Source organism: Vibrio rotiferianus CAIM 577 = LMG 21460, assembly GCF_002741985.1.
In the GTDB taxonomy this organism is placed as follows: domain Bacteria; phylum Pseudomonadota; class Gammaproteobacteria; order Enterobacterales; family Vibrionaceae; genus Vibrio; species Vibrio rotiferianus.
In genome coordinates, this window is sequence record NZ_APHW01000036.1 from 1 (window position 1) to 21,427 (window position 21,427).

Consider the following 21,427-nt stretch of genomic DNA (forward strand, 5'->3'; position numbering starts at 1 on the left):
CGACGCCGYTATCGTTCCCCGAAGGTTCAGATAACTCGTTTCCGCTCGACTTGCATGTGTTAGGCCTGCCGCCAGCGTTCAATCTGAGCCATGATCAAACTCTTCAATTTAAGATTTTGTTCGGCTCAATGAATACTGAACATTACATAAGTAATGTTTGAATTGACTGTGCTGAATCTTTCGATTCAATGGTCACTTCGTATCATTGAAACCTAATTTGATACCACTTTCCGTTAAGAAAGAAATATCTAATTGGATTATCATCAACGAGTGCCCACACAGATTGATAGGTCTATATTGTTAAAGAGCTTTCCTATTGAGCTTTGCTCAAATCGGACGGCCATTTTAGCGAGTTAAAGTTTAGTGTCAATCACTTTTTTCAAACTTTTTTCAAGCGTTTCCGCTTGGCTAATTGGCTTGCTAACTCAACCTCGTTTCTTTCGAAGCGTTGCCGTGTCAGCGAGGTGGCATTATAGAGATTGCGATCACATTGGCAAGCCCTTTTTGACGTTTTTTTTGTTTTTTTTATTGTTTGAATGTTTTTTGTTCTAAAAGGCGAGTTTTTGCTACTCTTCTCATTAGATATCACCGTAGTTAGCGCTTTATAAGGAGTAAAGATGAGTTCAATTAGAAGTTATAAAGGAATACGCCCTCAACTGGGGGAGCGTGTATACGTAGACTCAACCTCTGTTTTAGTTGGTGATATCCGGATTGGCAACGATTCTAGTATTTGGCCACTTGTGGCGGCTCGTGGTGATGTAAACCATATCCATATTGGTGAACGCACTAATATCCAAGATGGCAGTGTTCTTCATGTAACTCATAAGAATGCCGAGAACCCAAGCGGCTATCCACTAATTATTGGTAATGACGTTACTATTGGTCACAAAGTGATGTTGCACGGCTGTGAGATTCACAATCGTGTACTGGTCGGTATGGGGGCGATAGTTTTAGATAATGTGATTATCGAGTCAGATGTAATGATAGGAGCTGGCAGTTTAGTTCCGCCAGGGAAGAGACTGGAAAGCGGCTATCTATATGTGGGAAGCCCAGTGAAACAAGCTCGCCCTTTATCAGAGAAAGAGCGAACTTTCTTACAAAAGTCTGCCAACAACTATGTACAAAACAAAAATGACTACTTAACTGAAGTCGAAAACATCCAAGGTTAGTTAAAACTAAACAGCTAGTCGATAATGATATGGCCTTCTTCGTTGAAGGCTTCATCTTCTATTAACTCTTCTGCGATTTCTTCTAGATCAAAGCGAAAATCGACGAAAGCCTCAATGGCTGCTTGCTCATCACCTATCGCTGAGCCACTCAACTTTTCTAATTTCTGTTTGGTTACGTAGCACTCAATCAATGCGCCAGACTGTTGAGCAGCAAAGTTTACCGATTGAGATGCTTCATCCCACGACTGCATGTCTGGGAATAGAATAGATTGGTTCATCGCTTATAGACCTTCAAGGTTCTTTCTTAATTCTCTGAGAATTTGTTTTGCGCCGGGACGCAAGCCACGCCATAACATATAGCTTTCAGCCGCCTGTCCGACCAACATTCCAAGACCATCATAAGCATGAGCCGCACCGTGTTCTTTCGCCCACAGGTTAAAGCTTGTTAACCCCTTGCCATACATCATGTCGTAGCTAGTGCTGTTAGTGGAAAAGATAGCAGAAGAGATCGCGGGCAACTCGCCGCTTAATGAAGCAGAAGTTGAGTTAATAATCACATCGTACGCTTCTTCTATTGTCGTCATATCTTTCGCTACGATAGAGCCGTGTGACTCGAATAGGTCTGCAAGCTGTTGTGCTTTACTAAAAGTACGGTTAGTAATAGTCAAAGAAGCAGGCTTCTGTTCTAGGAGTGGTTTAATTACACCACGCGCAGCACCACCAGCGCCAATGATCAGAATTCGCGCACCTTCCAATACAACTTGATGTTGCAGTAGGTCTTGTACCAAGCCCGCGCCATCAGTATTGTCACCAATGATTTCTCCGTCATCCAACTTCTTCAGCGTATTCACTGCACCAGCTAACTCCGCTCGCTCAGTAAGACGGTTAGCAAATCGATAAGCATCTTCTTTAAAAGGTAATGTCACGTTACACCCTTTACCACCGTCAGCGAAAAAAGCTTTCGCAGCTTCAACAAAGCCATCAACAGGGGCGGTTTCTGCGGTGTACACCAGCGACTGATTGGTTTGACGAGCAAACAAGGTGTGAATGAATGGCGACTTGCTGTGTCCAATAGGATTACCAAACACGGCATAACGATCAATTTGCTGAGTCATTTCCTTACCTTTATATAGAAAACAGGGCCATCTGATTACCGATGACCCTATCACTATCTATCTATATAGAAAAGGAGATTCAGCGCTTACCACTCTCGCGGCGTTAGGTATCGCTCGTAAAGTTCAGCTTCTGGAGAACCCGCCTGTGGTTCGTAGCTGTATTCCCAACGTGCAAGTGGTGGCATCGACATAAGAATTGACTCTGTACGACCGCCACTTTGCAGACCAAATAGCGTGCCGCGATCGTACACTAGGTTGAACTCTACGTAACGACCACGTCGGTACAGTTGGAACTCACGCTCGCGCTCACCGAACTCGATGTCTTTACGACGAGAAACAATCGGTAAGTACGCTTGGCAGTATCCCTCACCAACCGCTTTGATGTAGTCAAAACACTTGTCGAATTCCCACTGGTTTAAGTCATCAAAGAACAGGCCACCAACACCACGAGTTTCATTTCGGTGTGGAAGGAAGAAGTATTTGTCACACCACGCTTTGTGCTCTGGGTAAACGTCGTCACCAAATGGCGCACAAAGCTGTTTTGCTGTGTCGTGCCATGATTGGCAATCTTCTTCAAATGGGTAGAAAGGCGTAAGGTCAAAACCACCACCAAACCACCAGATTGGGTCTTCGCCATCTTTCTCTGCAATAAAGAAGCGAACATTGGCATGCGAAGTCGGTACATAAGGGTTTTTAGGGTGAATAACCAAGGAAACACCCATTGCTTCAAAACGGCGACCCGCTAACTCTGGACGATGTGCCGTCGCTGATGCTGGCATTTCATTACCTTCTACATGGGAGAAGTTCACCCCTCCTTGCTCGAAGATATGACCATCACGCAATACGCGAGTACGGCCACCGCCACCAAGACGCTCTCCTTTTTCACGTTGCCATGCATCTTCGACAAAGACGGCCTTTCCATCTTCTTGTTCTAACTGCTGACAAATGGAATCTTGAAGGGACATCAAGAACTGCTTTACGGCGTGCTTATCGATTGCTGACATACGTGTAGTACCTATTAATTGCTGACTAGCAGGGTTAGCCCTGTCTTAATATTTGCGAGGTTTTAGCATCACGAATTTCACTAGGCTTGTCACGACCGCTGGTTTCACCACGTAAGATCGCCACAAGTCTATCGCCTAACTGTTCTTCAACTTCTTCCGTCGTCATACAAGGAGACAGACCAGTAAGATTCGCGCTGGTAGAGGTTAGCGGCTTTCCGAACGCATTACACATCTTTTGTACTAAAGGATGATCCGTCACACGCACTGCGATTGAATCAAATTGTCCCGATACCCAGTGAGAAACTTTGTCACTTGCAGGCATGATCCACGTGTATGGCCCTGGCCAAGTTGCATGGACTTTATCTAATTGCTCTTGAGTCAGCTGAGATTCGTCAATATAAGGCAGAAGCTGCTCATAGCTCGCAGCAATAAGGATTAAACCTTTCTCTACTGGACGCTGTTTTAGCTCTAGCAGTTTTTGAATCGCTTCCGGGTTATCTGGGTCACATCCAACACCAAACACCCCCTCTGTTGGGTAGGCAATCACTTCACCTGTTTGTAGTGCTTTTAGCACCTGTTCAAAGTTCTCCACCGATACTTCCTGATAATCTTTTCTGTTGTGTTTGTACTAAGTGTACAAATATTCATTCTCAGAGACTAAAGCAATTTGTTTATAAAATGTATCAATAGCATTTACAAACACACGCAAACGTTTGCTTGGGGTAAAAATCCCCGTATAATGCGCACAAATTTATCAGCTCACCTAATTTTGCAGCTTGAAGGAGTTTGAGATGAAAGTCGGTATCATCATGGGTTCTAAATCAGATTGGCCAACCATGAAACTAGCAGCAGACATGCTGGATCAATTTGGCGTGTCTTACGAAACAAAGGTGGTGTCAGCTCACCGTACTCCTCAATTACTGGCTGATTACGCAAGCAGTGCTAAAGAACGCGGCATTAAAGTCATCATCGCAGGTGCGGGCGGTGCTGCTCACCTACCAGGTATGGCGGCGGCGTTTACTAGCGTTCCGGTACTTGGCGTCCCTGTTCAGTCTCGTGCGCTGAAAGGCATGGACTCACTGCTTTCTATCGTACAGATGCCAAAAGGTATTGCGGTTGGTACATTGGCGATTGGCGAAGCAGGCGCAGCAAACGCTGGCATCCTAGCAGCTCAAATCCTTGGTACACATGATGAAACGATCATGGCAAAAGTCGAAGCGTTCCGTAACGAACAAACGGAAACCGTATTGGCGAACCCAAACCCTGCTGAGGATTAATCAGATGCATGTACTGGTTCTTGGTGCGGGTCAGTTGGCTCGTATGATGTCTCTGGCTGGTGCGCCACTGAATATTCAAATCTCAGCTTACGACGTGGGCAGCGGTAATATCGTGCATCCACTGACTCAGCACGTGATCGGCAACGGCTTAGAGAATGCGATTGAACAAGTCGACGTTATTACCGCTGAGTTCGAGCATATCCCACATGATGTGCTCGATGTTTGCGAGGTGAGCGGCAAGTTCCTACCAAGTACGCAAGCCATCAAAGCAGGTGGTGATCGCCGTATTGAAAAAGCATTGCTTGATGATGCTGACGTGCGTAACGCGAAATACTACGTCATCGAAACTCGTGAAGACTTTGACCGCGCCATTGAGTACGTTGGTATGCCAATGGTTCTGAAAAGCGCCTTGGGTGGTTACGATGGTAAAGGCCAGTGGCGCTTAAAAGAAACTTCTCAAGTCGAAGACATTTGGGCAGAGATGGCAGAGTGTATCGCAGCAACACCAACTCAAGCGATTGTTGCTGAGGAATTTGTCCCTTTTAACCGCGAAGTTTCACTGGTTGGTGCTCGCGCTAAAGATGGCAGCGTTGAAGTGTACCCACTTGCAGAAAACATCCATACCAATGGTGTATTGAGCCTTTCTACTGCGATTGATGCGCCAGAGTTGCAAAATCAAGCGAAACAGATGTTCACGGCCGTTGCACACAACTTGAATTACGTTGGCGTGCTAGCGCTGGAGTTCTTCGACGTTGACGGCACTTTGCTGGTTAATGAAATCGCACCACGCGTACACAATTCTGGCCACTGGACTCAACAGGGTGCAGAAACTTGTCAGTTTGAGAACCACCTACGCGCCGTGTGTGGCATGCCTTTGGGTAGCACGAAACTGGTTCGTGAAACCTCGATGATTAATATTCTTGGTGAAGACACACTACCAGAAGCATTGCTAGCAATGGATGGTTGCCACATTCATTGGTACGGCAAAGAAAAACGTGCGGGTCGCAAGATGGGCCACATCAACGTATGTGGTGACTACACTGGCGAACTTAATCGCAAACTTTGTGCATTAGCAGATGTTTTGGATGAACAGGCTTTCCCTGCTGTGCACCAATTTGCCAAGCAGTGGCAAGCCTAGAAAAGCATCGGAATAAATAGCAAAAGGGTCGCATGATGCGACCCTTTTTAATGTTGACTGAGATTTATTGTGACTGTGTATGCTGGCACTTACGGCTCGCGCATTGCAGTTTAACCCCGCCGGCAAGTTTCTTTTCTACCAACAAGGTAAATCCACATTCCTCACAGCGGCCTCTTACAGGCGGCGAGTTCACCGCAAACTTGCACTTCGGATAGTTATCACACGCGTAGAATGTTTTACCAAATCGGGTTTTACGCTCAACCAAATGCCCTTTGCCACATTCGGGGCAAGCATGTTGCTCTTTCGCTTGCTGCTGTGGCTCAGGTTGGTTAATCGACTCAATATGATGGCATGCTGGGTAATGGCTACAACCAACAAACATACCGTAGCGCCCTTGGCGGAGTACCAATTCATTGCCACACTCAGGGCAAGGCACACCCAGCTCTTTCACGATGTGACCGTCATTGCTGTGTAGCGGCTTAATGTAATCGCAACTTGGGTATTGGCTACAACCTAAAAAAGGACCGTGCTTACCGTGCTTAAGCGAAACTTCCCCACCGCATTTAGGGCAAGGTTCGCGCTCAAGCGCATGCTCGTGTGCCGAGAAAAGGTTGTGATCGATTTTACTACTCATACTCACCGCTCAAACGAAGATATTAATGAAGAATACCTTGTTCCTTGGTGTACAGCAGCTCTTCCATCAGCGTGTAGGCGTTTTCGTTGCCTGGAACATTAAACAGCACCATAAGGATGATCCATTTAAGGTCCTCAAGCTCAAACTCATTGGTTTCAAGCCCCATCACACGGTCGATGACCATCTCACGCGTTTCTGTGGTCAGAACATTGATTTGCTCTAGGAACAACAAAAAACCACGACATTCGAGGTCTAGTCGCTGCATCTCAGATGCGGTATAGATACGTGTCGATGCCGATGCAATGCAGGTTGAAATGGCTGAATGTTCATCGCTTTGTTGCAATGCCGCCAGCTCTTCTAACCAGACAAGGGCTTTGTAGATGTCTTTTTGCTGGAAGCCTGCACGAAGCAATTCATCTTCCAACTCGTCTTGTTCGACCTGTAACTCTGCATCGCTATGGATGTAGGTTTCGAATAGATACATAAGTATATCCATCATCATAGCTAGCCCCTCCCCTTTCGAATATAGCCACCGGATACTGCAACAACATGCCCTGAAAGCTCAAGCTCTAAGAGCTGCATCATGACTTCTTGGACAGGTATATTGGTCCTGCTTGCAAGAATATCAACTGGTGTAGCCTCATTTCCTACGTTAGCTAACAGCTGAGGAAATGGCAATTCTTCTTCATCAATTGGCGCAGAAAATAAATCTAAGCTCTGATTAATAGACCAGTCGAGCAAAGACTGTATTTCATTCAGCACCTCTTGAGTATTTTGTACGAGACAAGCCCCGTTCTGAATCAATTGATTACCGCCACTGGCGTTGGGTGCATTAATCGAAGCTGGCAGAGCGAAAACTTCTCGACCTTGTTCTAAAGCATAACGCGCCGTAATCAAGGAGCCACTTTTTTCAGCCGCTTCTACCACTAACACACCCAGCGACAAGCCACTGATGATTCGATTGCGCCGTGGAAAGTTTTCTGCGCGAGGTTTAGCATCTGGACGAAACTCTGAAACAAGCGCTCCATTTTCGGTCACTCGCTGCGCCAAACCTCGGTGTCTTACTGGGTATACTTGTTCTAATCCCGAGCCGAGCACTGCGATGGTTTTACCTCCAGCCAACAGCGCACCATCATGAGCATGACCATCAATACCCAATGCTAAGCCACTGGTGACGATCAGATCGTGTTGCACCAAATCAGATGCAAAAGTTCTTGCATGTTGTAGCCCATCCACACTGGCATTACGGCTGCCAACCATGGCTATTTGAGGTTGAGACAAACAACTCGCCTCTCCTTTTACAAAGAGTAAAGGAGGCGGTGCGACCGTTTGTTTAAGGAGTGGCGGATACAAAGCATCCGCCAAAGTAAGAATATGATGATGAGAAGATGCAGCAACCCAAGCCAGACAAGCATCGACTTCTTTATCGACCTGCGACCAGGCTTGCAACTGTTTTGCCGTTAAGCCTAAAAGCTGAAGCTGCTCTGTCGAGTATTGGACAATATTGCTCGGCGTATCTTTACTGAGCAGCTTATTCATCTTGACCCCACCAATGCCCGGTAAGCAGCTAAGCTTTAACCAGGCAGCGAGATCAGTATCATTGTGTGGTTTCATTAGTGGTTGATTCCTCAGCCAGAGGAGAAACCACGGATACCTCTTTGTTGATTGGCTTGGTGCTATTAGTAATCAAAGCAAGGCTGAAATATTCATAAGGGCGAATCACAAGTAACTCACCCACTTTACTCTTAGGTAATACCACCTCTGAATCAAACAAACTCCCCTCTTTTGTATAGCCATCACTATTTTGATAGAGAGCATGAGCATCTTCCATCAGATTTAACATACTGCCCTGTCGTAAGTTGTCTTTCGAGCCTAAATCTAAGACGACAACTTGATTAGTGGAGCTAAATCTCATCCCCTCAATATTGCCTAAAATTTTGGCAGATACGTCTGCTGGAGCTGGCTGTGGGTAAAAAACCACTGAAAGGTCTGATTTCTCTTCCTGCTCGAGAGGTAAAGCAATGTCGTTACGTTCAATTTCTTGTAGTTGAGTCGTTATTTTTATTCCAGAGAAGTCTGTCTGAGAAGAGACTAAATTTCCCCGAGCTACCACTTTTAAAGCGGTTATCGACTGAGAGGTATCCTCTCTATCATATGTCTTTACAGGCCGATAAATAGCCCAATATTGCTCGGCCTGCTTTCCGCTTATATAAAGAACATCTTCACCAACTAAATACTTACTACCTTTACTACTACCCATTACTTTAGCCGCACTTTCCAGATCTTTATCCAGAACTAATCGGTCTGAGTTCAAGTAAGGTAATACCAAACCTTCTGCGATCGTTGGAACCGCTTTTTTCTCAGTAATACGTGCTTTAGGGCTAAGTTTTTTGACTGGTTTCAGGCTCAAGACAGGCTGACCATTAATCCACACTAACGATAACTTGTCCCCCGGATAGATAAGGTGCGGGTTATCAATTTCTGGATTTACCTGCCACAAACGCGGCCATAACCAAGGGCTGTCGAGGTACATAGCAGAAATATCCCACAATGTATCTCCTTTCACCACTACATAGGTTTGCGGTGCGTCATCTTTGACAGTAAGTGGTTGGGAATCCGTATTTGCTACGGCGCTGAAAGAGAAAAGTAACGGCAACGTAATGCGAAAAACGTCGCGGAAAATTCGATTCATGACCCTCGTCCTTGGTCTGTTAGGCAGTTACCAGAATGGAAATTGGTATCAGGATGCTGTCATTTAGGTCATAAAATGTCTAGAATTGAGCCAACAAGGTTTGTGCTGTTACGGCACAGTTCAATATTTCGAGTGAATATGTCTGTATTACAAGTATTAACATTCCCAGATGATCGCCTGCGTACCGTTGCAAAACCTGTAGAAGAGGTGACACCTGAGATTCAAAAAATCGTCGATGACATGATTGAAACCATGTACGACGAAGAAGGTATTGGCTTGGCTGCAACACAAGTTGATATCCACAAACGTATCGTAGTGATTGATATCTCTGAAACTCGTGATGAGCCTATGGTGCTTATCAACCCTGAGATTCTAGAAAAGCGTGGCGAAGATGGCATCGAAGAAGGCTGTCTATCGGTACCAGGTGCACGTGCACTTGTTCCTCGCGCTGCTGAAGTTACGGTTAAAGCGCTAGATCGCGATGGCAAAGAATACTCCTTTGAAGCCGACGATCTGCTAGCAATCTGTGTTCAACACGAACTGGACCACCTAATGGGCAAACTGTTCGTGGATTACCTATCGCCACTGAAGCGTAAGCGTATTCAAGACAAGCTAGCAAAAATCAAACGCTTTAACGAGAAACAGCAAAGCGCTTAATCTCGATACAATTTAATTAGAAGGAAGCCTACCTTGAGTCAGTCTTTACGTATTGTCTTTGCAGGTACTCCGGATTTCGCCGCCCGTCACTTGGCGGCGTTGTTGTCTTCGGAGCACGAAGTAATTGCGGTTTACACTCAACCAGACCGCCCAGCGGGTCGTGGTAAGAAGCTTACTGCAAGCCCAGTAAAAACCATCGCGCTTGAGCACGACATTCCGGTATACCAACCAGAAAACTTCAAATCAGACGAAGCAAAGCAAGAACTTGCCGATCTGAACGCCGACATCATGGTAGTTGTTGCGTACGGCTTATTACTTCCACAAGTTGTACTAGACACACCTAAACTAGGTTGTATCAACGTACACGGTTCGATTCTTCCTCGCTGGCGCGGCGCAGCCCCTATCCAACGTTCAATTTGGGCTGGTGATGCCGAAACTGGCGTGACTATCATGCAGATGGATATCGGTCTGGACACCGGTGACATGCTAAAAATCGCGACATTGCCGATTGAAGCAAGTGACACCAGTGCGTCGATGTACGAGAAACTGGCAGGCTTAGGCCCAGATGCCCTGATCGACTGTCTAGCGGATATCGCCGCTGGCAAAGCTGAGCCAGTGAAGCAAGATGACGAGCTAGCAAACTACGCGAAGAAGCTAAGCAAAGAAGAGGCGCGCATCGATTGGAATGATGACGCGGCACACATTGAACGCTGCGTTCGCGCATTCAACCCATGGCCAATGAGCCACTTTGAAGCTGCTGAAAACAGCATCAAGGTATGGCAAAGCCGTGTTGCAGAGCAAACCAGCGACAAACCTGCGGGCACCATCGTGCAAGCAGATAAGACCGGTATCTATGTTGTGACAGGCAACGGCGTATTGGTGCTGGAACAACTGCAAGTTCCGGGTAAAAAAGCCATGTCAGTTCAAGATATTCTGAACTCACGTGCATCTTGGTTTGAAGTTGGCACTCAACTGGTTTAAAAACCAGGCAATAGTGTCACACACCAATAATACGAACTTTTAGAGGGCAGAGATGCCCTCCTTTACTTTAAGGTACTCATCATGAATGTTCGCGCTGCGGCTGCCAACGTCTTGTATCTTGTCGTCGACAAGGGCCACTCACTTTCAAGCGCTCTTCCAGCGGCTCAACAAAACGTACGACCACGTGACCACGCTCTTCTACAAGAGATCTGTTACGGTGCTCTACGTTACCTCCCTCGCCTAGAAATGATTGCAAACCAGTTGATGGATAAGCCGTTAAAAGGCAAACAACGTGTTTTCCATCACCTGATTTTGGTTGGTATTTACCAATTGAGCTTCATGCGTATTCCTGCGCACGCTGCAGTGGGTGAAACGGTTGAAGGTACTAAAGAGCTGAAAGGCCCCCGCTTGCGTGGTCTTATTAACGCCGTATTACGTAACTATCAGCGCAACCAAGAAGAGCTAGACCAAATGGCGGTCAGCAACAATGCGGGCAAGTACGGCCACCCAAGCTGGTTACTTAAACTGCTGCAAGAAGCTTACCCAGAGCAGTGGGAAAGCATTGTTGAAGCCAACAACCAAAAAGCGCCAATGTGGCTGCGTGTAAACCACCAGCACCACACTCGTGATGACTACCTTGCGCTACTCAAAAATGAAAACATTGATAGCACGCCACACTCACAAGCAATGGACGCCCTAAAATTGGCGGCGCCATGCGATGTAATGAAACTACCGGGCTTTGAAAAAGGTTGGGTATCGGTGCAAGATGCGGCGGCACAGCTGTCGATTAACTACCTTGAACCAAAAGATGGCGAGCTAATCCTAGACTGCTGTGCAGCACCGGGCGGTAAGACAGCGCACATTCTTGAGCGTACGTCTGGCAGCGAAGTGGTTGCCATCGACTGCGATGACACGCGTCTTAAACGTGTGCACGAAAACCTGAAGCGTCTCAACCTTCAGGCAAAAGTGGTTTGCGGCGATGCGCGTAATCCTCAAGAATGGTGGCAGGGCGAACAATTTGATCGCATCTTGTTAGATGCACCGTGTTCTGCGACGGGGGTAATTCGTCGCCACCCAGACATCAAATGGCTACGTCGTGCTGATGATATTGCCGCACTTGCTGAGCTACAGAGCGAAATTTTCGACGCAATGTGGACGCAACTGAAACCTGGCGGCACCATGGTTTACGCAACTTGTTCAATCACACCACAAGAAAACGTGGAACAGGTAAAAGCATTCTTAGCACGTACTGCTGATGCGCAATTGATGGACTCCGATCCAAAGCAACCTGGTCGTCAGATTCTGCCAGGTGAAGAAGATATGGATGGTTTCTACTACGCAGTGCTAACAAAAAAACACGCGTAACAGCATGCTAAATAGGGCGATTGAAGTGAATTCAATCGCCTTTTTCAGATAACGAGTAAAGAGTATGAAAATCATTATTCTTGGTGCAGGTCAGGTTGGCGGCACATTGGCGGAAAACCTAGTTGGTGAGAATAACGACATCACCATCGTCGATAAAAATGGCGACCGACTGCGTGAGTTGCAAGACAAATACGACTTACGAGTGGTTAACGGTCACGCCAGCCACCCAGACGTACTTCATGAAGCGGGTGCACAAGATGCAGATATGCTAGTTGCGGTAACCAACACCGACGAGACCAATATGGCGGCCTGTCAGGTAGCCTTCACTCTGTACAATACGCCAAACCGTGTTGCACGTATTCGTTCTCCAGAATATCTGGCAGAAAAAGAAGCCCTATTTAAATCCGGTGCCATTCCTGTTGATCACCTTATCGCACCAGAAGAGCTGGTAACCAGCTACATCGAACGCCTCATCCAATATCCAGGCGCACTACAAGTGGTGAGCTTTGCCGAGCAGAAAGTCAGCCTAGTAGCGGTAAAAGCCTACTATGGTGGCCCTCTGGTGGGTAACGCGCTGTCTGCCCTGCGTGAGCACATGCCACACATCGATACTCGTGTTGCTGCTATCTTCCGTCAAGGTCGTCCGATTCGTCCGCAAGGCACTACCATCATTGAAGCTGATGATGAGGTGTTCTTCGTTGCTGCAAGTAACCACATTCGCTCGGTAATGAGTGAACTTCAGCGCCTTGAGAAACCTTACCGCCGCATCATGATTGTCGGTGGTGGTAACATCGGTGCTAGCTTAGCCAAACGCCTTGAGCAAACTTACAGCGTGAAGCTGATCGAGCGTAACTATCAGCGTGCAGAGAAGCTGTCTGAGCAACTAGAAAACACCATCGTTTTCTGTGGTGACGCGGCTGATCAAGAACTGCTTACCGAAGAAAATATCGACCAAGTAGATGTATTCATTGCGTTAACCAACGAAGATGAAACCAACATCATGTCAGCGATGTTGGCAAAACGCATGGGCGCGAAGAAAGTGATGGTATTGATCCAACGCGGCGCTTATGTCGACCTTGTACAAGGCGGCGTGATTGATGTAGCGATCTCACCTCAGCAAGCAACTATTTCAGCTCTACTGACGCACGTTCGTCGTGCTGATATTGTTAACGTATCTTCTCTGCGTCGTGGCGCTGCAGAAGCCATCGAGGCCGTTGCACACGGTGATGAAACCACGTCTAAAGTGGTTGGCCGTGCGATTGGCGATATCAAACTCCCACCAGGAACCACCATTGGTGCTATCGTTCGTGGCGAAGAAGTCCTTATCGCACACGATCGTACCGTCATCGAACAAGATGACCACGTCGTGATGTTCCTGGTCGACAAAAAGTATGTACCAGACGTCGAAGCGCTGTTCCAGCCGAGTCCATTCTTCCTCTAGGATTTTCCTATGGTCAACTTACGTCCCGTACTGTTTGTTATCGGGCTGGTTTTATCCAAACTAGCCCTTTTTATGTACGTGCCGACTTTGGTCGCGTTTTTCACAGGTACAGGCGGATTCCTCGATTTCGCTCAAGCCGTAGTGATCACCCACCTAGCCGCATTCATCTGTTTGACGATCGGTCGAACTGCTAAGTTCAAGCTCAGTGTTCGTGATATGTTCCTTATCACCAGTTTGGTATGGACCATCGCCAGTGCGTTTGCTGCATTGCCGTTTGTGTTCATTAACCACATCAGCTTTACCGACGCCTACTTCGAGACCATGTCTGGCATCACCACTACAGGCTCTACCGTGTTAAGTGGCTTGGACGACATGGCACCAAGTATATTGCTATGGCGCTCCATCTTGCAGTGGCTTGGTGGTATTGGCTTTATCGTAATGGCAGTAGCCATCCTACCAATGCTTAACGTTGGTGGTATGAAGCTGTTCCAAACCGAATCTTCTGATTGGTCTGATAAAAGCAGCCCGAGAGCGAAAACCGTCGCGAAGAACATCGTATTGGTGTATTTGATGCTAACTGGCTTGTGTATTATTGGCTACTTGCTGACAGGCATGAATCTATTTGAAGCGATCAATCACGCCTTTACGACGCTGTCGACGGGTGGTTACTCGACTTCTGATGGTTCAATGAACCACTTCTCTAACGGTGCTCATTGGGTGGCCACTACCTTTATGTTCCTTGGTGGGTTGCCATTTCTACTTTTCGTCGTCGCATTACGCAAACGTAGTATCGATGTATTGGTGAAAGATGCGCAGGTTCGCGGCTTTGCCTATCTATTTTTGTTCTCGAGTTTGGTTGTGTCTGCTTGGTTAGTTATCCGCGATGGCTACACCATTTTGGATGCACTACGCGTGTCGATGTTTAACATCGTCTCAGTCGTCACCACTACGGGCTTTGGTTTAGAGGACTTCACTGCATGGGGTGCTCTACCTACCACGCTGTTTGCCTTCTTGATGATGGCTGGTGCGTGTTCAGGCTCAACCGCAGGCGGAATTAAGATCTTCCGTTTTCAGATCGCAATGACGCTGCTTAACAAGCAGATCATGAAGCTGATTCACCCATCTGGTGTGTTCGTTCAACGCTACAACCAACGCCCTGTGAACGACGATATCGTTCGCTCTGTCGTAGCGTTTGGCTTGATGTTCTTTATCACCATCATATTTATTGCAGGCTGCTTAAGCGCACTCGGCCTTGATCCGCTAACTAGTATTTCTGGTTCGATTACCGCAGTCGCAAACGTAGGTCCTGGCATGGGTAGTGTGATTGGCCCAACAGGTAACTTTGCACCGCTGCCAGATACTGCAAAGTGGTTATTAAGCTTTGGTATGTTAATGGGCCGTCTGGAAATTCTGACTATTCTTGTCCTGTTCTTCCCTGCGTTTTGGCGCCGTTAAACAGACTCAAACAAAAGGTATAACAATGAAAACATGGATCACTCTGGCGACCCTACTCGCCACTTCATCGGTTTACGCGGCAGAGGTCGTGAAACTGGCGGATGGACGCGAAGTAAAACTGAACGACGACTTTACGTGGGAATACGTTGTGAAAAAGGCAATGCCGAACACCACAGAAACCACACTAGAAAAAGTCGAAGCGGTAGAAGCGTCGGCGGTTGCTGCATCGACAACTGCCTTAGAACCGGTTACCACGCAAACCACTAAAGCACCTGAGATTGCGACAATTCCCGTCGTAAACAAGAAAGTCGGAACTACAGTAGTGGTAAACGCGAGGAAGCCAACCATGCAGCTGTCTGATTCGGGTGTTGATGTCTTGATTGGTTCTGCAAGCTACGAAGACGGTGAACTTATCTTTCCAACGTCTATCACCAACCAAAGTTCACAATCAGTCATTCAGGTAGAAGTAGAAGTTCAGGTATTTGATACGTCTGGTAAGCAGTTAGTGAAAGAGAACGTGACCGTTTGGCAATCCATTAAGCGTATCGCTGATACTTACCTTCGCCCACAACAAGCCGAGCAAGGTAAAGCGATCAAACTGGCAGTGCCACAGTCGCAACAATACCAGTTCTCAGCAGAAGTATTAGAAGTGAAAACTCGCTAATACGATACGACATGCTTTGTCGGGTTTATCTCTATCAGCTAGATAGGCTCGACAAAGTAATAAATCGCGAAGAAGTGACACACACAACCCGCCAACACAAAGCCGTGCCAAATTGCGTGATTAAAAGGGATCCGCTTAGCAACGTAGAAAATCACCCCGATTGAATACACCAATCCACCCGCTGCTAATAGTGTCAGACCACCAATATCGAGATTTATCGCCAACTGATAAATCACGATCAACGATAACCACCCCATCACCAGATACGTCATCAAAGATAATTTTTTGAATCGATAGACAAACGCGACTTTCATGATGATGCCAATCAGCGCAATGGTCCAAATCACAATCATCAGCCCAATCGCTAATGGAGTACGCAGACTCACCAATAAAAATGGCGTGTAACTGCCTGCAATCAAAAGGTAGATGGCACAGTGATCGAAGGTTTTCAGCCAACGTTTGGCTTTCGGGTATGGAATGGCGTGATAAAGCGTGGAAGCCAGAAACAGCACAATCATACTAGAGCCGTAGATTGCCATACTGGTAATGGTCAGCGTGTCCGCTTGATGATCAATCGCTTTAACCAGTAGTAAAACCAAGCCTACAATACCGAAAATCATTCCGATACCATGGGTGATGGAGTTGGCCAGTTCTTCGCCCTGACTGTATTGTGCTTTCTGAGGTGAAGACATGAACGTGCCTATACTAGAGTTTGAATATTCGCTCTAGTATGGCACATTAAGCGTACACGTGTAAGCTTAAATTAGAGTTCGTGAGCAGCGGTGGTTTGTTCAAGATAATTAAGAACCAGCGGACCGACTTCTTCCAATTTAGTATTCACTGGGATACAAAGCTCGCGTTTGAGTTTACCACTACCTAATAGACTCGCTAGCATACCACTCGCCCCACTTCGAGTTCGGTCAACTTCAAACCAAAGCTTAAGAGTGTTCTCGTCACGATGAGCAACAAATTCTAACTCGCGCCATACACCATGATATGGCCCATCTGTTGGTACCATCTCAAACTCTTGTACAAATGGCAGATCAAAACCTTTCACTTCTTCACACTCGACTTGGCGGATGCGCAGACCTTGCGATTCAAAGGCAGACAAAATGGCATCCATCAGTGGATCGGGCCTAACTGTGAGAATATCTTTGTCGGTTGGGTCGAGAGCCATCGCAACATCTAAACCAGTCTCTAGCCAGACTTTGGCATCACCAATAGTGACTGGTGTATTCCAAGGTACATCAAGTTTTACTTCAAAAGTACGCTCTTCACTTGGGTGTAGGGTAAAAGCATAAGGTAAACTCCAACTCGCTAGCACATGGGTTTGCGGAAGACGGCGTAAGCTATGGCCTTCACGAGCACCACGATCATCAGGGACTTCTGCGATGTATCGACAGCATAACTTCAAATCAATGTTATCAATCGCCTGATCACTGGATCCACCATAGACATGAATTGATACATCAACACTTTGACCGGGATAAAGGACATCCTGATTAAGAACTGAATCTACCTTGGCGCTGCCGATTCCAAAACTCGCCAATGTCTTTTTCAAAAATGACATACGCACCTCCTTTGTCGAGATCTCATACTACTGTTGATCATGATTGTAAAACAAACTTTTCACCCCAGTTCTTCGAAAGAAAATAGCAAAATTGAACAATTTCAATTGCTCAAGTATCGACCAATTATAGCAGGAGTGCTAACCTATACATGATATGCATGCATATCATTATTCCTGGTTCATTATTTGGATTGGCGAGAGCCAAAAGAGCCACCCTTCAAGCAGTTGAAGCTCAACTCATAATGCATCAGGCCATTACATTGGCAATGGATATGCCTGGCAGTTAGGTAATTAAATGCGCCCAACAACAGTCAGGTTCGCACACACTAATCGTAGTGCAATGCGCCGTCGCAGTGGTTTCACTACTGCGCTTAAGGCAAAACAAGTTGCGCCAGCAATGACTCTGGTTGAGAAAACAGCGATTATGCCGAGTGTTCCAAACAAAGTTATTAAAGCAGCTTAATTAAAAAGCGCGGCACTCACCGCGCTTTTTTCTTTCTTTCCAGCCTTTTCCTATTTGGTGTTCGACATGCAATTTGATACCTTTAGAAGCAAATAACACCTATAAATTCTGTGGAGAAAGAAATGAAGTGTCATCGTATTGAAGAGTTGCTTGAGCTATTAGAGCCTGAGTGGCACAAAGACCAAGAAATGAACTTGCTACAGTTCATCATGAAGCTAGCAAATGAAGCAGGCTATGAAGGTAAACTGGAAGATCTAACCGACGATGTACTGATCTACCACCTTAAAATGCGTAACAGCGGCAAAGACGAAATGATCCCAGGTCTAAAGAAAGACCAAGAAGATGATTTTAAAACCGCAATCCTACGCGCACGTGGCATCATCAAGTAAACGAATCAGCACCCTAGTATTCCTAAGCGACTCCTTTGAGTCGTTTTTTTATAACTAAACCAAACAGTTCAAAAGCTAGTTATAACTGTTCAGTCATTTATTAGGTTAACTGTACTGACTTTTGTTGTTAAACGTTGACTACGTTAAAGAAACGGAATTGTTATTGATTGTATAATCGCCGTTCATCAGTATTTACTAAAATAATTATGTTCCGTCATAACATATGACATGAACAAAGCAGCAATGTCATCGAGCGACATCGATAGAAGTGTCGCCGTACATTATAAAAGCCTAAAGAAGGATGTATACATGAGTCAGGACAAGATCGATATCAAAGATGTGACTCCAAAAACCTTTAACCCAAAGACCCATAAAGGAAAAGGGGATCGTTTCAACCCCAATAATCGAATTTACGTACGAGAAAGCAAAGGCACCTTCCAAAAGTTGCGCCGTTATGGTGGTTGGTTTTTGTTGCTGTTGTTTGCACTGGTTCCGTGGATTCCGTACGGAGAGCGCCAAGCAATACTCTTAGATATTGGCCACCAACAGTTTAACTTTTTTGGAACGACTCTTTATCCACAAGACCTGACCCTACTTGCGCTGCTGTTTATGATTGCCGCGTTTGGATTATTCTTTATTACTACCTTCTTAGGTCGAGTTTGGTGTGGTTACTTATGCCCCCAGACAGTTTGGACCTTCATGTATATTTGGTTTGAAGAAAAACTTGAAGGAAGTGCGAATAAGCGCCGCAAACAAGATTCGAATAAGATCACTGCGAATCTGGCGATGCGAAAAACCATCAAGCACATAGCTTGGTTTGCTATTGCGCTTGCCACTGGCTTTACTTTTGTTGGCTATTTCGTTCCAGTCAAACACCTAGTGGTAGACTTTTTCACCTTTAACGCCAGCTTCTGGCCGGTTTTTTGGGTTCTTTTCTTTGCGGTTTGTACCTATGCAAATGCTGGTTGGATGCGTTCTATTGTCTGCCTTCACATGTGTCCGTACGCACGCTTTCAATCCGCTATGTTTGATAAGGATACTTTCATCGTTGGCTACGACACTAAACGCGGTGAGAAACGTGGTCCACGTTCACGTAAGGCCGACCCAAAGCAATTAGGTTTAGGTGACTGTATCGACTGTGATTTGTGTGTTCAAGTATGCCCAACAGGAATCGATATTCGTGATGGATTACAGTACGAATGCATCAACTGTGGCGCTTGTATTGACGCATGCAACCAAACGATGGATCGCATGGGTTATGAAAAAGGTTTGATCAACTACACCACGGAGCATCGTCTATCAGGTAAACACACCAAAGTGATGCGACCTAAACTGCTTGGTTATGGGGCAGTATTGTTGATGATGATTGGTTTGTTCTTCGCCCAGATAGCGGCTGTTGACCCAGCTGGGTTGAGCGTCATTCGTGACCGCAACCAACTGTTCCGAGTGAATAGCTCAGGTGAAGTGGAAAACACCTATACTCTCAAAGTCATCAACAAGACCCAACAAGTTAAAGAATACAACTTGGATGTAGAAGGGTTAAGTGACGTTAGTTGGTATGGTAAACAAACCATCCAAGTTGAACCTGGTGAGGTATTGAACTTACCAATGAGTCTTGGCGCAGATCCTGACAAGCTAGACTCTGCGATCACAACAATTCAGTTTATACTCACCGATAAGAGCAACGAATTCACCATTGAAGTAGAAAGCCGATTTATCAAGAAGCTATAACTTCGATGACCAATGGAAAAAGGCTCAGCAATGAGCCTTTTTATTTATATGTCCCAAGGTACTTTTAACTTTGATGCCCTCACACCCGACTTTATGTGGTACGCGTTAGAGAGCATCGGTATTCGAGCAGAATCGGGCTTTCTTGCTCTAAACAGCTATGAAAACCGCGTTTACCAGTTCACTGACGAAGAACGCCAGCGCTACGTGGTAAAGTTCTATCGCCCAGAGCGTTGGAGCGACAAGCAAATTCAAGAAGAGCACGACTTTACGCTCGAGTTGATTGATAACGAAATCCCAGTTGCACCACCTGTACTCATCAACGGTGAAACGCTGCATCACTATCAAGGCTATGGCTTTGCTTTATTTGAGAGTGTCGGCGGCCGTCAATATGAAGTCGACAACTTAGATCAACTCGAAGGTGTCGGTCGTTTTCTAGGACGTATCCACAAAGTGGGTAGCCGCCAAGCATTTCAACATCGCCCAACCATTGGCTTGCAAGAGTATCTCTATCAACCAAGAGAGATACTACAAAACGCCAACATGATTCCGATGCATTTGGAGAACAGCTTCTTTAATGATTTGGATATGCTGATCAAGTCCATTGAAAGTCACTGGCAAGAAGGCTTCAACACTATTCGTCTGCATGGCGACTGCCATCCGGGCAATATCTTATGGCGCGATGGCCCAATGTTTGTCGATTTGGATGACTCACGTAATGGCCCTGCAGTACAAGATTTATGGATGCTGCTCAATGGCGAGCGCCAAGACAAGCTAATGCAGTTGGATATTGTTTTAGAAGGTTACCAAGAGTTTTGCGATTTTAACTCGGCAGAATTGAAACTAATCGAACCACTTCGCGGTCTACGAATGGTGCACTATATGGCATGGCTAGCAAAACGTTGGCATGACCCGGCATTTCCGCTCGCTTTTCCATGGTTCAATGAGCCAAAATACTGGGAAGGTCAGGTCCTTGCATTTAAAGAGCAGATTGCCAACTTAGAAGAAGCACCACTGTCTTTAATGCCTCAATGGTAAGTCAGGCCGAACAATTAAAAATGGAGATATTTAAATGAAAAAGCTGTTCGCACTGTTTTCTATGCTGATGCTAAGCCTGTCGGCACATGCAGCGCAATTCAAAGAAGGTGAGTATTACAAAGTACTGGATCTAGAGGCATCAAAAAAACCTGTAGTAACCGAATTCTTCTCTTTCTACTGTCCACACTGTAATACGTTTGAGCCAATCATCCAGCAGCTTAAGAAGCAGCTACCTGAAGGCGTGAAGCTACAAAAAAACCACGTGTCATTTATGGGGGGGGCAACATGGGGCCTTCTATGAGTAAAGCTTACGCAACGATGGTAGCACTTAAAGTTGAAGACAAAATGGTGCCAGTGATGTTTAACCGCATCCACAATATGCGTAAGGCACCACGTGATGATGCAGAAATTCGTCAGATCTTCTTAGATGAAGGTGTAGACGCGAAGAAGTTCGACGCAGCATTCAAAGGTTTCGCGGTAGATTCAATGGTTCGTCGTATGGATAAGCAATTTGAAAACAGCGGCCTAACAGGCGTTCCAGCGGTTATCGTCAACAATAAGTACTTAGTTCAAGCACAAGGCATCAAATCGATGGACGAGTATTTCGAACTAGTAAACTACTTGCTAACACTGAAGTAATTCAGGTC

General features: G+C 46.0%; 23 protein-coding genes, 1 rRNA gene and 1 pseudogene. 14 read left to right on the top strand and 11 right to left on the bottom strand.

Features of this window, described 5'->3' with window-relative positions:
- Positions 1-110: ribosomal RNA gene (locus B853_RS14955) — 16S ribosomal RNA — on the bottom strand; the annotation flags it as partial.
- A gap of 507 nt (positions 111-617) precedes the next feature.
- Here B853_RS14955 and B853_RS14965 point away from each other — a divergent pair.
- Positions 618-1,169 carry a gamma carbonic anhydrase family protein gene (locus tag B853_RS14965; protein ID WP_038882834.1) on the top strand — a complete coding sequence of 184 codons (552 nt, stop codon included), beginning with the start codon at positions 618-620 and terminating at the stop codon, positions 1,167-1,169.
- Positions 1,170-1,183: 14 nt separating this feature from the next.
- On the opposite strand, the gene B853_RS14970 is transcribed toward B853_RS14965, so the two are convergent.
- From B853_RS14970 to tsaC, 4 genes are all read right to left on the bottom strand, one after another.
- Complete coding sequence (locus B853_RS14970) at positions 1,184-1,447, bottom strand: DUF1488 family protein (protein ID WP_038882833.1); 264 nt, start codon at positions 1,445-1,447, stop codon at positions 1,184-1,186.
- A 3-nt stretch (positions 1,448-1,450) separates the two neighbouring features.
- Complete coding sequence (gene aroE / locus B853_RS14975; protein WP_038882832.1) at positions 1,451-2,284, bottom strand: shikimate dehydrogenase; 834 nt, start codon at positions 2,282-2,284, stop codon at positions 1,451-1,453.
- Between the two features lie 86 nt (positions 2,285-2,370).
- Positions 2,371-3,288 carry an oxygen-dependent coproporphyrinogen oxidase gene (gene hemF / locus B853_RS14980; protein WP_038882831.1) on the bottom strand — a complete coding sequence of 306 codons (918 nt, stop codon included), beginning with the start codon at positions 3,286-3,288 and terminating at the stop codon, positions 2,371-2,373.
- A gap of 34 nt (positions 3,289-3,322) precedes the next feature.
- The gene (gene tsaC, locus B853_RS14985) at positions 3,323-3,880 is read right to left on the bottom strand and encodes an L-threonylcarbamoyladenylate synthase type 1 TsaC (RefSeq protein WP_038882830.1); all 558 of its coding nucleotides are present in this window, start codon (positions 3,878-3,880) and stop codon (positions 3,323-3,325) included.
- 199 nt (positions 3,881-4,079) lie between these two features.
- On the opposite strand from tsaC, the gene purE reads away from it, so the two are divergent.
- Together purE and B853_RS14995 are read left to right on the top strand one after the other, a co-directional pair.
- Entirely contained in the window at positions 4,080-4,565 is a 486-nt protein-coding gene (gene purE / locus B853_RS14990) for a 5-(carboxyamino)imidazole ribonucleotide mutase (RefSeq protein WP_005429815.1), read from the top strand.
- A gap of 4 nt (positions 4,566-4,569) precedes the next feature.
- Positions 4,570-5,703 (top strand): 5-(carboxyamino)imidazole ribonucleotide synthase, encoded by a 1,134-nt coding sequence (locus B853_RS14995; RefSeq protein ID WP_038882829.1) that lies wholly within the window; start codon positions 4,570-4,572, stop codon positions 5,701-5,703.
- Positions 5,704-5,767: 64 nt separating this feature from the next.
- Here B853_RS14995 and B853_RS15000 read toward each other — a convergent pair whose 3' ends face one another.
- From B853_RS15000 to B853_RS15015, 4 genes are read right to left on the bottom strand one after another with little or no spacing between them, the layout of a single operon-like run.
- Positions 5,768-6,337: a DNA topoisomerase family protein gene (locus B853_RS15000; protein ID WP_038882828.1), complete on the bottom strand. Its 570-nt coding sequence runs from the start codon at positions 6,335-6,337 to the stop codon at positions 5,768-5,770.
- A 22-nt stretch (positions 6,338-6,359) separates the two neighbouring features.
- Positions 6,360-6,839: a DUF494 family protein gene (locus B853_RS15005; RefSeq protein ID WP_005429833.1), complete on the bottom strand. Its 480-nt coding sequence runs from the start codon at positions 6,837-6,839 to the stop codon at positions 6,360-6,362.
- A 2-nt stretch (positions 6,840-6,841) separates the two neighbouring features.
- Positions 6,842-7,951, bottom strand: coding sequence for a DNA-processing protein DprA (dprA, locus tag B853_RS15010; RefSeq protein WP_038882827.1), 1,110 nt, complete (start codon positions 7,949-7,951; stop codon positions 6,842-6,844).
- The gene (locus tag B853_RS15015; RefSeq protein ID WP_038882826.1) at positions 7,935-9,029 is read right to left on the bottom strand and encodes a LysM peptidoglycan-binding domain-containing protein; all 1,095 of its coding nucleotides are present in this window, start codon (positions 9,027-9,029) and stop codon (positions 7,935-7,937) included. The genes dprA and B853_RS15015 overlap by 17 nt, the downstream gene beginning before the upstream one ends.
- A 138-nt stretch (positions 9,030-9,167) precedes the next feature.
- On the opposite strand from B853_RS15015, the gene def reads away from it, so the two are divergent.
- The 6 genes from def (at position 9,168) to B853_RS15045 (ending at position 15,592) form a co-directional block, all read left to right on the top strand.
- On the top strand, positions 9,168-9,686 hold the full coding sequence (gene def / locus B853_RS15020) for a peptide deformylase (RefSeq protein WP_038882825.1): 519 nt from the start codon (positions 9,168-9,170) through the stop codon (positions 9,684-9,686).
- Between the two features lie 33 nt (positions 9,687-9,719).
- Positions 9,720-10,667, top strand: a complete 948-nt coding sequence (gene fmt / locus B853_RS15025) for a methionyl-tRNA formyltransferase (RefSeq protein ID WP_038882824.1) — start codon at positions 9,720-9,722, stop codon at positions 10,665-10,667.
- Positions 10,668-10,748: 81 nt separating this feature from the next.
- On the top strand, positions 10,749-12,032 hold the full coding sequence (rsmB, locus tag B853_RS15030; RefSeq protein ID WP_010444683.1) for a 16S rRNA (cytosine(967)-C(5))-methyltransferase RsmB: 1,284 nt from the start codon (positions 10,749-10,751) through the stop codon (positions 12,030-12,032).
- A 64-nt stretch (positions 12,033-12,096) separates the two neighbouring features.
- Positions 12,097-13,473, top strand: a complete 1,377-nt coding sequence (gene trkA / locus B853_RS15035) for a Trk system potassium transporter TrkA (protein ID WP_010444684.1) — start codon at positions 12,097-12,099, stop codon at positions 13,471-13,473.
- Between the two features lie 9 nt (positions 13,474-13,482).
- Positions 13,483-14,928, top strand: coding sequence for a TrkH family potassium uptake protein (locus tag B853_RS15040; protein ID WP_010444685.1), 1,446 nt, complete (start codon positions 13,483-13,485; stop codon positions 14,926-14,928).
- A 25-nt stretch (positions 14,929-14,953) separates the two neighbouring features.
- Complete coding sequence (locus tag B853_RS15045; protein WP_038882823.1) at positions 14,954-15,592, top strand: DUF3157 family protein; 639 nt, start codon at positions 14,954-14,956, stop codon at positions 15,590-15,592.
- Between the two features lie 38 nt (positions 15,593-15,630).
- Here the strand turns inward: B853_RS15045 and trhA are convergent, their stop codons facing one another.
- Entirely contained in the window at positions 15,631-16,284 is a 654-nt protein-coding gene (trhA, locus tag B853_RS15050) for a PAQR family membrane homeostasis protein TrhA (protein WP_010444687.1), read from the bottom strand.
- A 71-nt stretch (positions 16,285-16,355) separates the two neighbouring features.
- Positions 16,356-17,162: a sporulation protein gene (locus tag B853_RS15055; protein WP_010444688.1), complete on the bottom strand. Its 807-nt coding sequence runs from the start codon at positions 17,160-17,162 to the stop codon at positions 16,356-16,358.
- 295 nt (positions 17,163-17,457) lie between these two features.
- On the opposite strand from B853_RS15055, the gene B853_RS15060 reads away from it, so the two are divergent.
- The 5 genes and pseudogenes from B853_RS15060 to B853_RS15080 all read left to right on the top strand — a co-directional run bounded on the left by B853_RS15060 (position 17,458) and on the right by B853_RS15080 (position 21,419).
- Entirely contained in the window at positions 17,458-17,625 is a 168-nt protein-coding gene (locus tag B853_RS15060) for a hypothetical protein (RefSeq protein WP_010444690.1), read from the top strand.
- Positions 17,626-17,747: 122 nt separating this feature from the next.
- Complete coding sequence (locus B853_RS15065) at positions 17,748-18,014, top strand: YihD family protein (protein WP_005429763.1); 267 nt, start codon at positions 17,748-17,750, stop codon at positions 18,012-18,014.
- A 309-nt stretch (positions 18,015-18,323) separates the two neighbouring features.
- Entirely contained in the window at positions 18,324-19,745 is a 1,422-nt protein-coding gene (gene ccoG, locus B853_RS15070) for a cytochrome c oxidase accessory protein CcoG (protein WP_010444692.1), read from the top strand.
- A gap of 48 nt (positions 19,746-19,793) precedes the next feature.
- Positions 19,794-20,780, top strand: coding sequence for a serine/threonine protein kinase (locus B853_RS15075; RefSeq protein ID WP_038882836.1), 987 nt, complete (start codon positions 19,794-19,796; stop codon positions 20,778-20,780).
- A gap of 34 nt (positions 20,781-20,814) precedes the next feature.
- Positions 20,815-21,419, top strand: a pseudogene (locus tag B853_RS15080) (thiol:disulfide interchange protein DsbA/DsbL).
- Positions 21,420-21,427: the final 8 nt, after the last annotated feature.

What these genes read in the sequence shown, in the direction of transcription:
- purE (WP_005429815.1), top strand. Translation starts at nt 4,080, where the DNA reads ATGAAAGTCGGTATCATCATGGGTTCTAAATCAGATTGGCCAACCATG.
- dprA (WP_038882827.1), bottom strand. Translation starts at nt 7,951, where the DNA reads ATGAAACCACACAATGATACTGATCTCGCTGCCTGGTTAAAGCTTAGC.
- rsmB (WP_010444683.1), top strand. Translation starts at nt 10,749, where the DNA reads ATGAATGTTCGCGCTGCGGCTGCCAACGTCTTGTATCTTGTCGTCGAC.
- hemF (WP_038882831.1), bottom strand. Translation starts at nt 3,288, where the DNA reads ATGTCAGCAATCGATAAGCACGCCGTAAAGCAGTTCTTGATGTCCCTT.
- aroE (WP_038882832.1), bottom strand. Translation starts at nt 2,284, where the DNA reads ATGACTCAGCAAATTGATCGTTATGCCGTGTTTGGTAATCCTATTGGA.
- B853_RS15040 (WP_010444685.1), top strand. Translation starts at nt 13,483, where the DNA reads ATGGTCAACTTACGTCCCGTACTGTTTGTTATCGGGCTGGTTTTATCC.
- B853_RS14970 (WP_038882833.1), bottom strand. Translation starts at nt 1,447, where the DNA reads ATGAACCAATCTATTCTATTCCCAGACATGCAGTCGTGGGATGAAGCA.
- B853_RS15000 (WP_038882828.1), bottom strand. Translation starts at nt 6,337, where the DNA reads ATGAGTAGTAAAATCGATCACAACCTTTTCTCGGCACACGAGCATGCG.
- ccoG (WP_010444692.1), top strand. Translation starts at nt 18,324, where the DNA reads ATGAGTCAGGACAAGATCGATATCAAAGATGTGACTCCAAAAACCTTT.
- B853_RS15055 (WP_010444688.1), bottom strand. Translation starts at nt 17,162, where the DNA reads ATGTCATTTTTGAAAAAGACATTGGCGAGTTTTGGAATCGGCAGCGCC.
- B853_RS15065 (WP_005429763.1), top strand. Translation starts at nt 17,748, where the DNA reads ATGAAGTGTCATCGTATTGAAGAGTTGCTTGAGCTATTAGAGCCTGAG.
- B853_RS15075 (WP_038882836.1), top strand. Translation starts at nt 19,794, where the DNA reads ATGTCCCAAGGTACTTTTAACTTTGATGCCCTCACACCCGACTTTATG.
- trhA (WP_010444687.1), bottom strand. Translation starts at nt 16,284, where the DNA reads ATGTCTTCACCTCAGAAAGCACAATACAGTCAGGGCGAAGAACTGGCC.
- def (WP_038882825.1), top strand. Translation starts at nt 9,168, where the DNA reads ATGTCTGTATTACAAGTATTAACATTCCCAGATGATCGCCTGCGTACC.
- B853_RS15045 (WP_038882823.1), top strand. Translation starts at nt 14,954, where the DNA reads ATGAAAACATGGATCACTCTGGCGACCCTACTCGCCACTTCATCGGTT.
- B853_RS15015 (WP_038882826.1), bottom strand. Translation starts at nt 9,029, where the DNA reads ATGAATCGAATTTTCCGCGACGTTTTTCGCATTACGTTGCCGTTACTT.
- B853_RS15005 (WP_005429833.1), bottom strand. Translation starts at nt 6,839, where the DNA reads ATGATGATGGATATACTTATGTATCTATTCGAAACCTACATCCATAGC.
- B853_RS14995 (WP_038882829.1), top strand. Translation starts at nt 4,570, where the DNA reads ATGCATGTACTGGTTCTTGGTGCGGGTCAGTTGGCTCGTATGATGTCT.
- trkA (WP_010444684.1), top strand. Translation starts at nt 12,097, where the DNA reads ATGAAAATCATTATTCTTGGTGCAGGTCAGGTTGGCGGCACATTGGCG.
- B853_RS15060 (WP_010444690.1), top strand. Translation starts at nt 17,458, where the DNA reads ATGCGCCCAACAACAGTCAGGTTCGCACACACTAATCGTAGTGCAATG.
- B853_RS14965 (WP_038882834.1), top strand. Translation starts at nt 618, where the DNA reads ATGAGTTCAATTAGAAGTTATAAAGGAATACGCCCTCAACTGGGGGAG.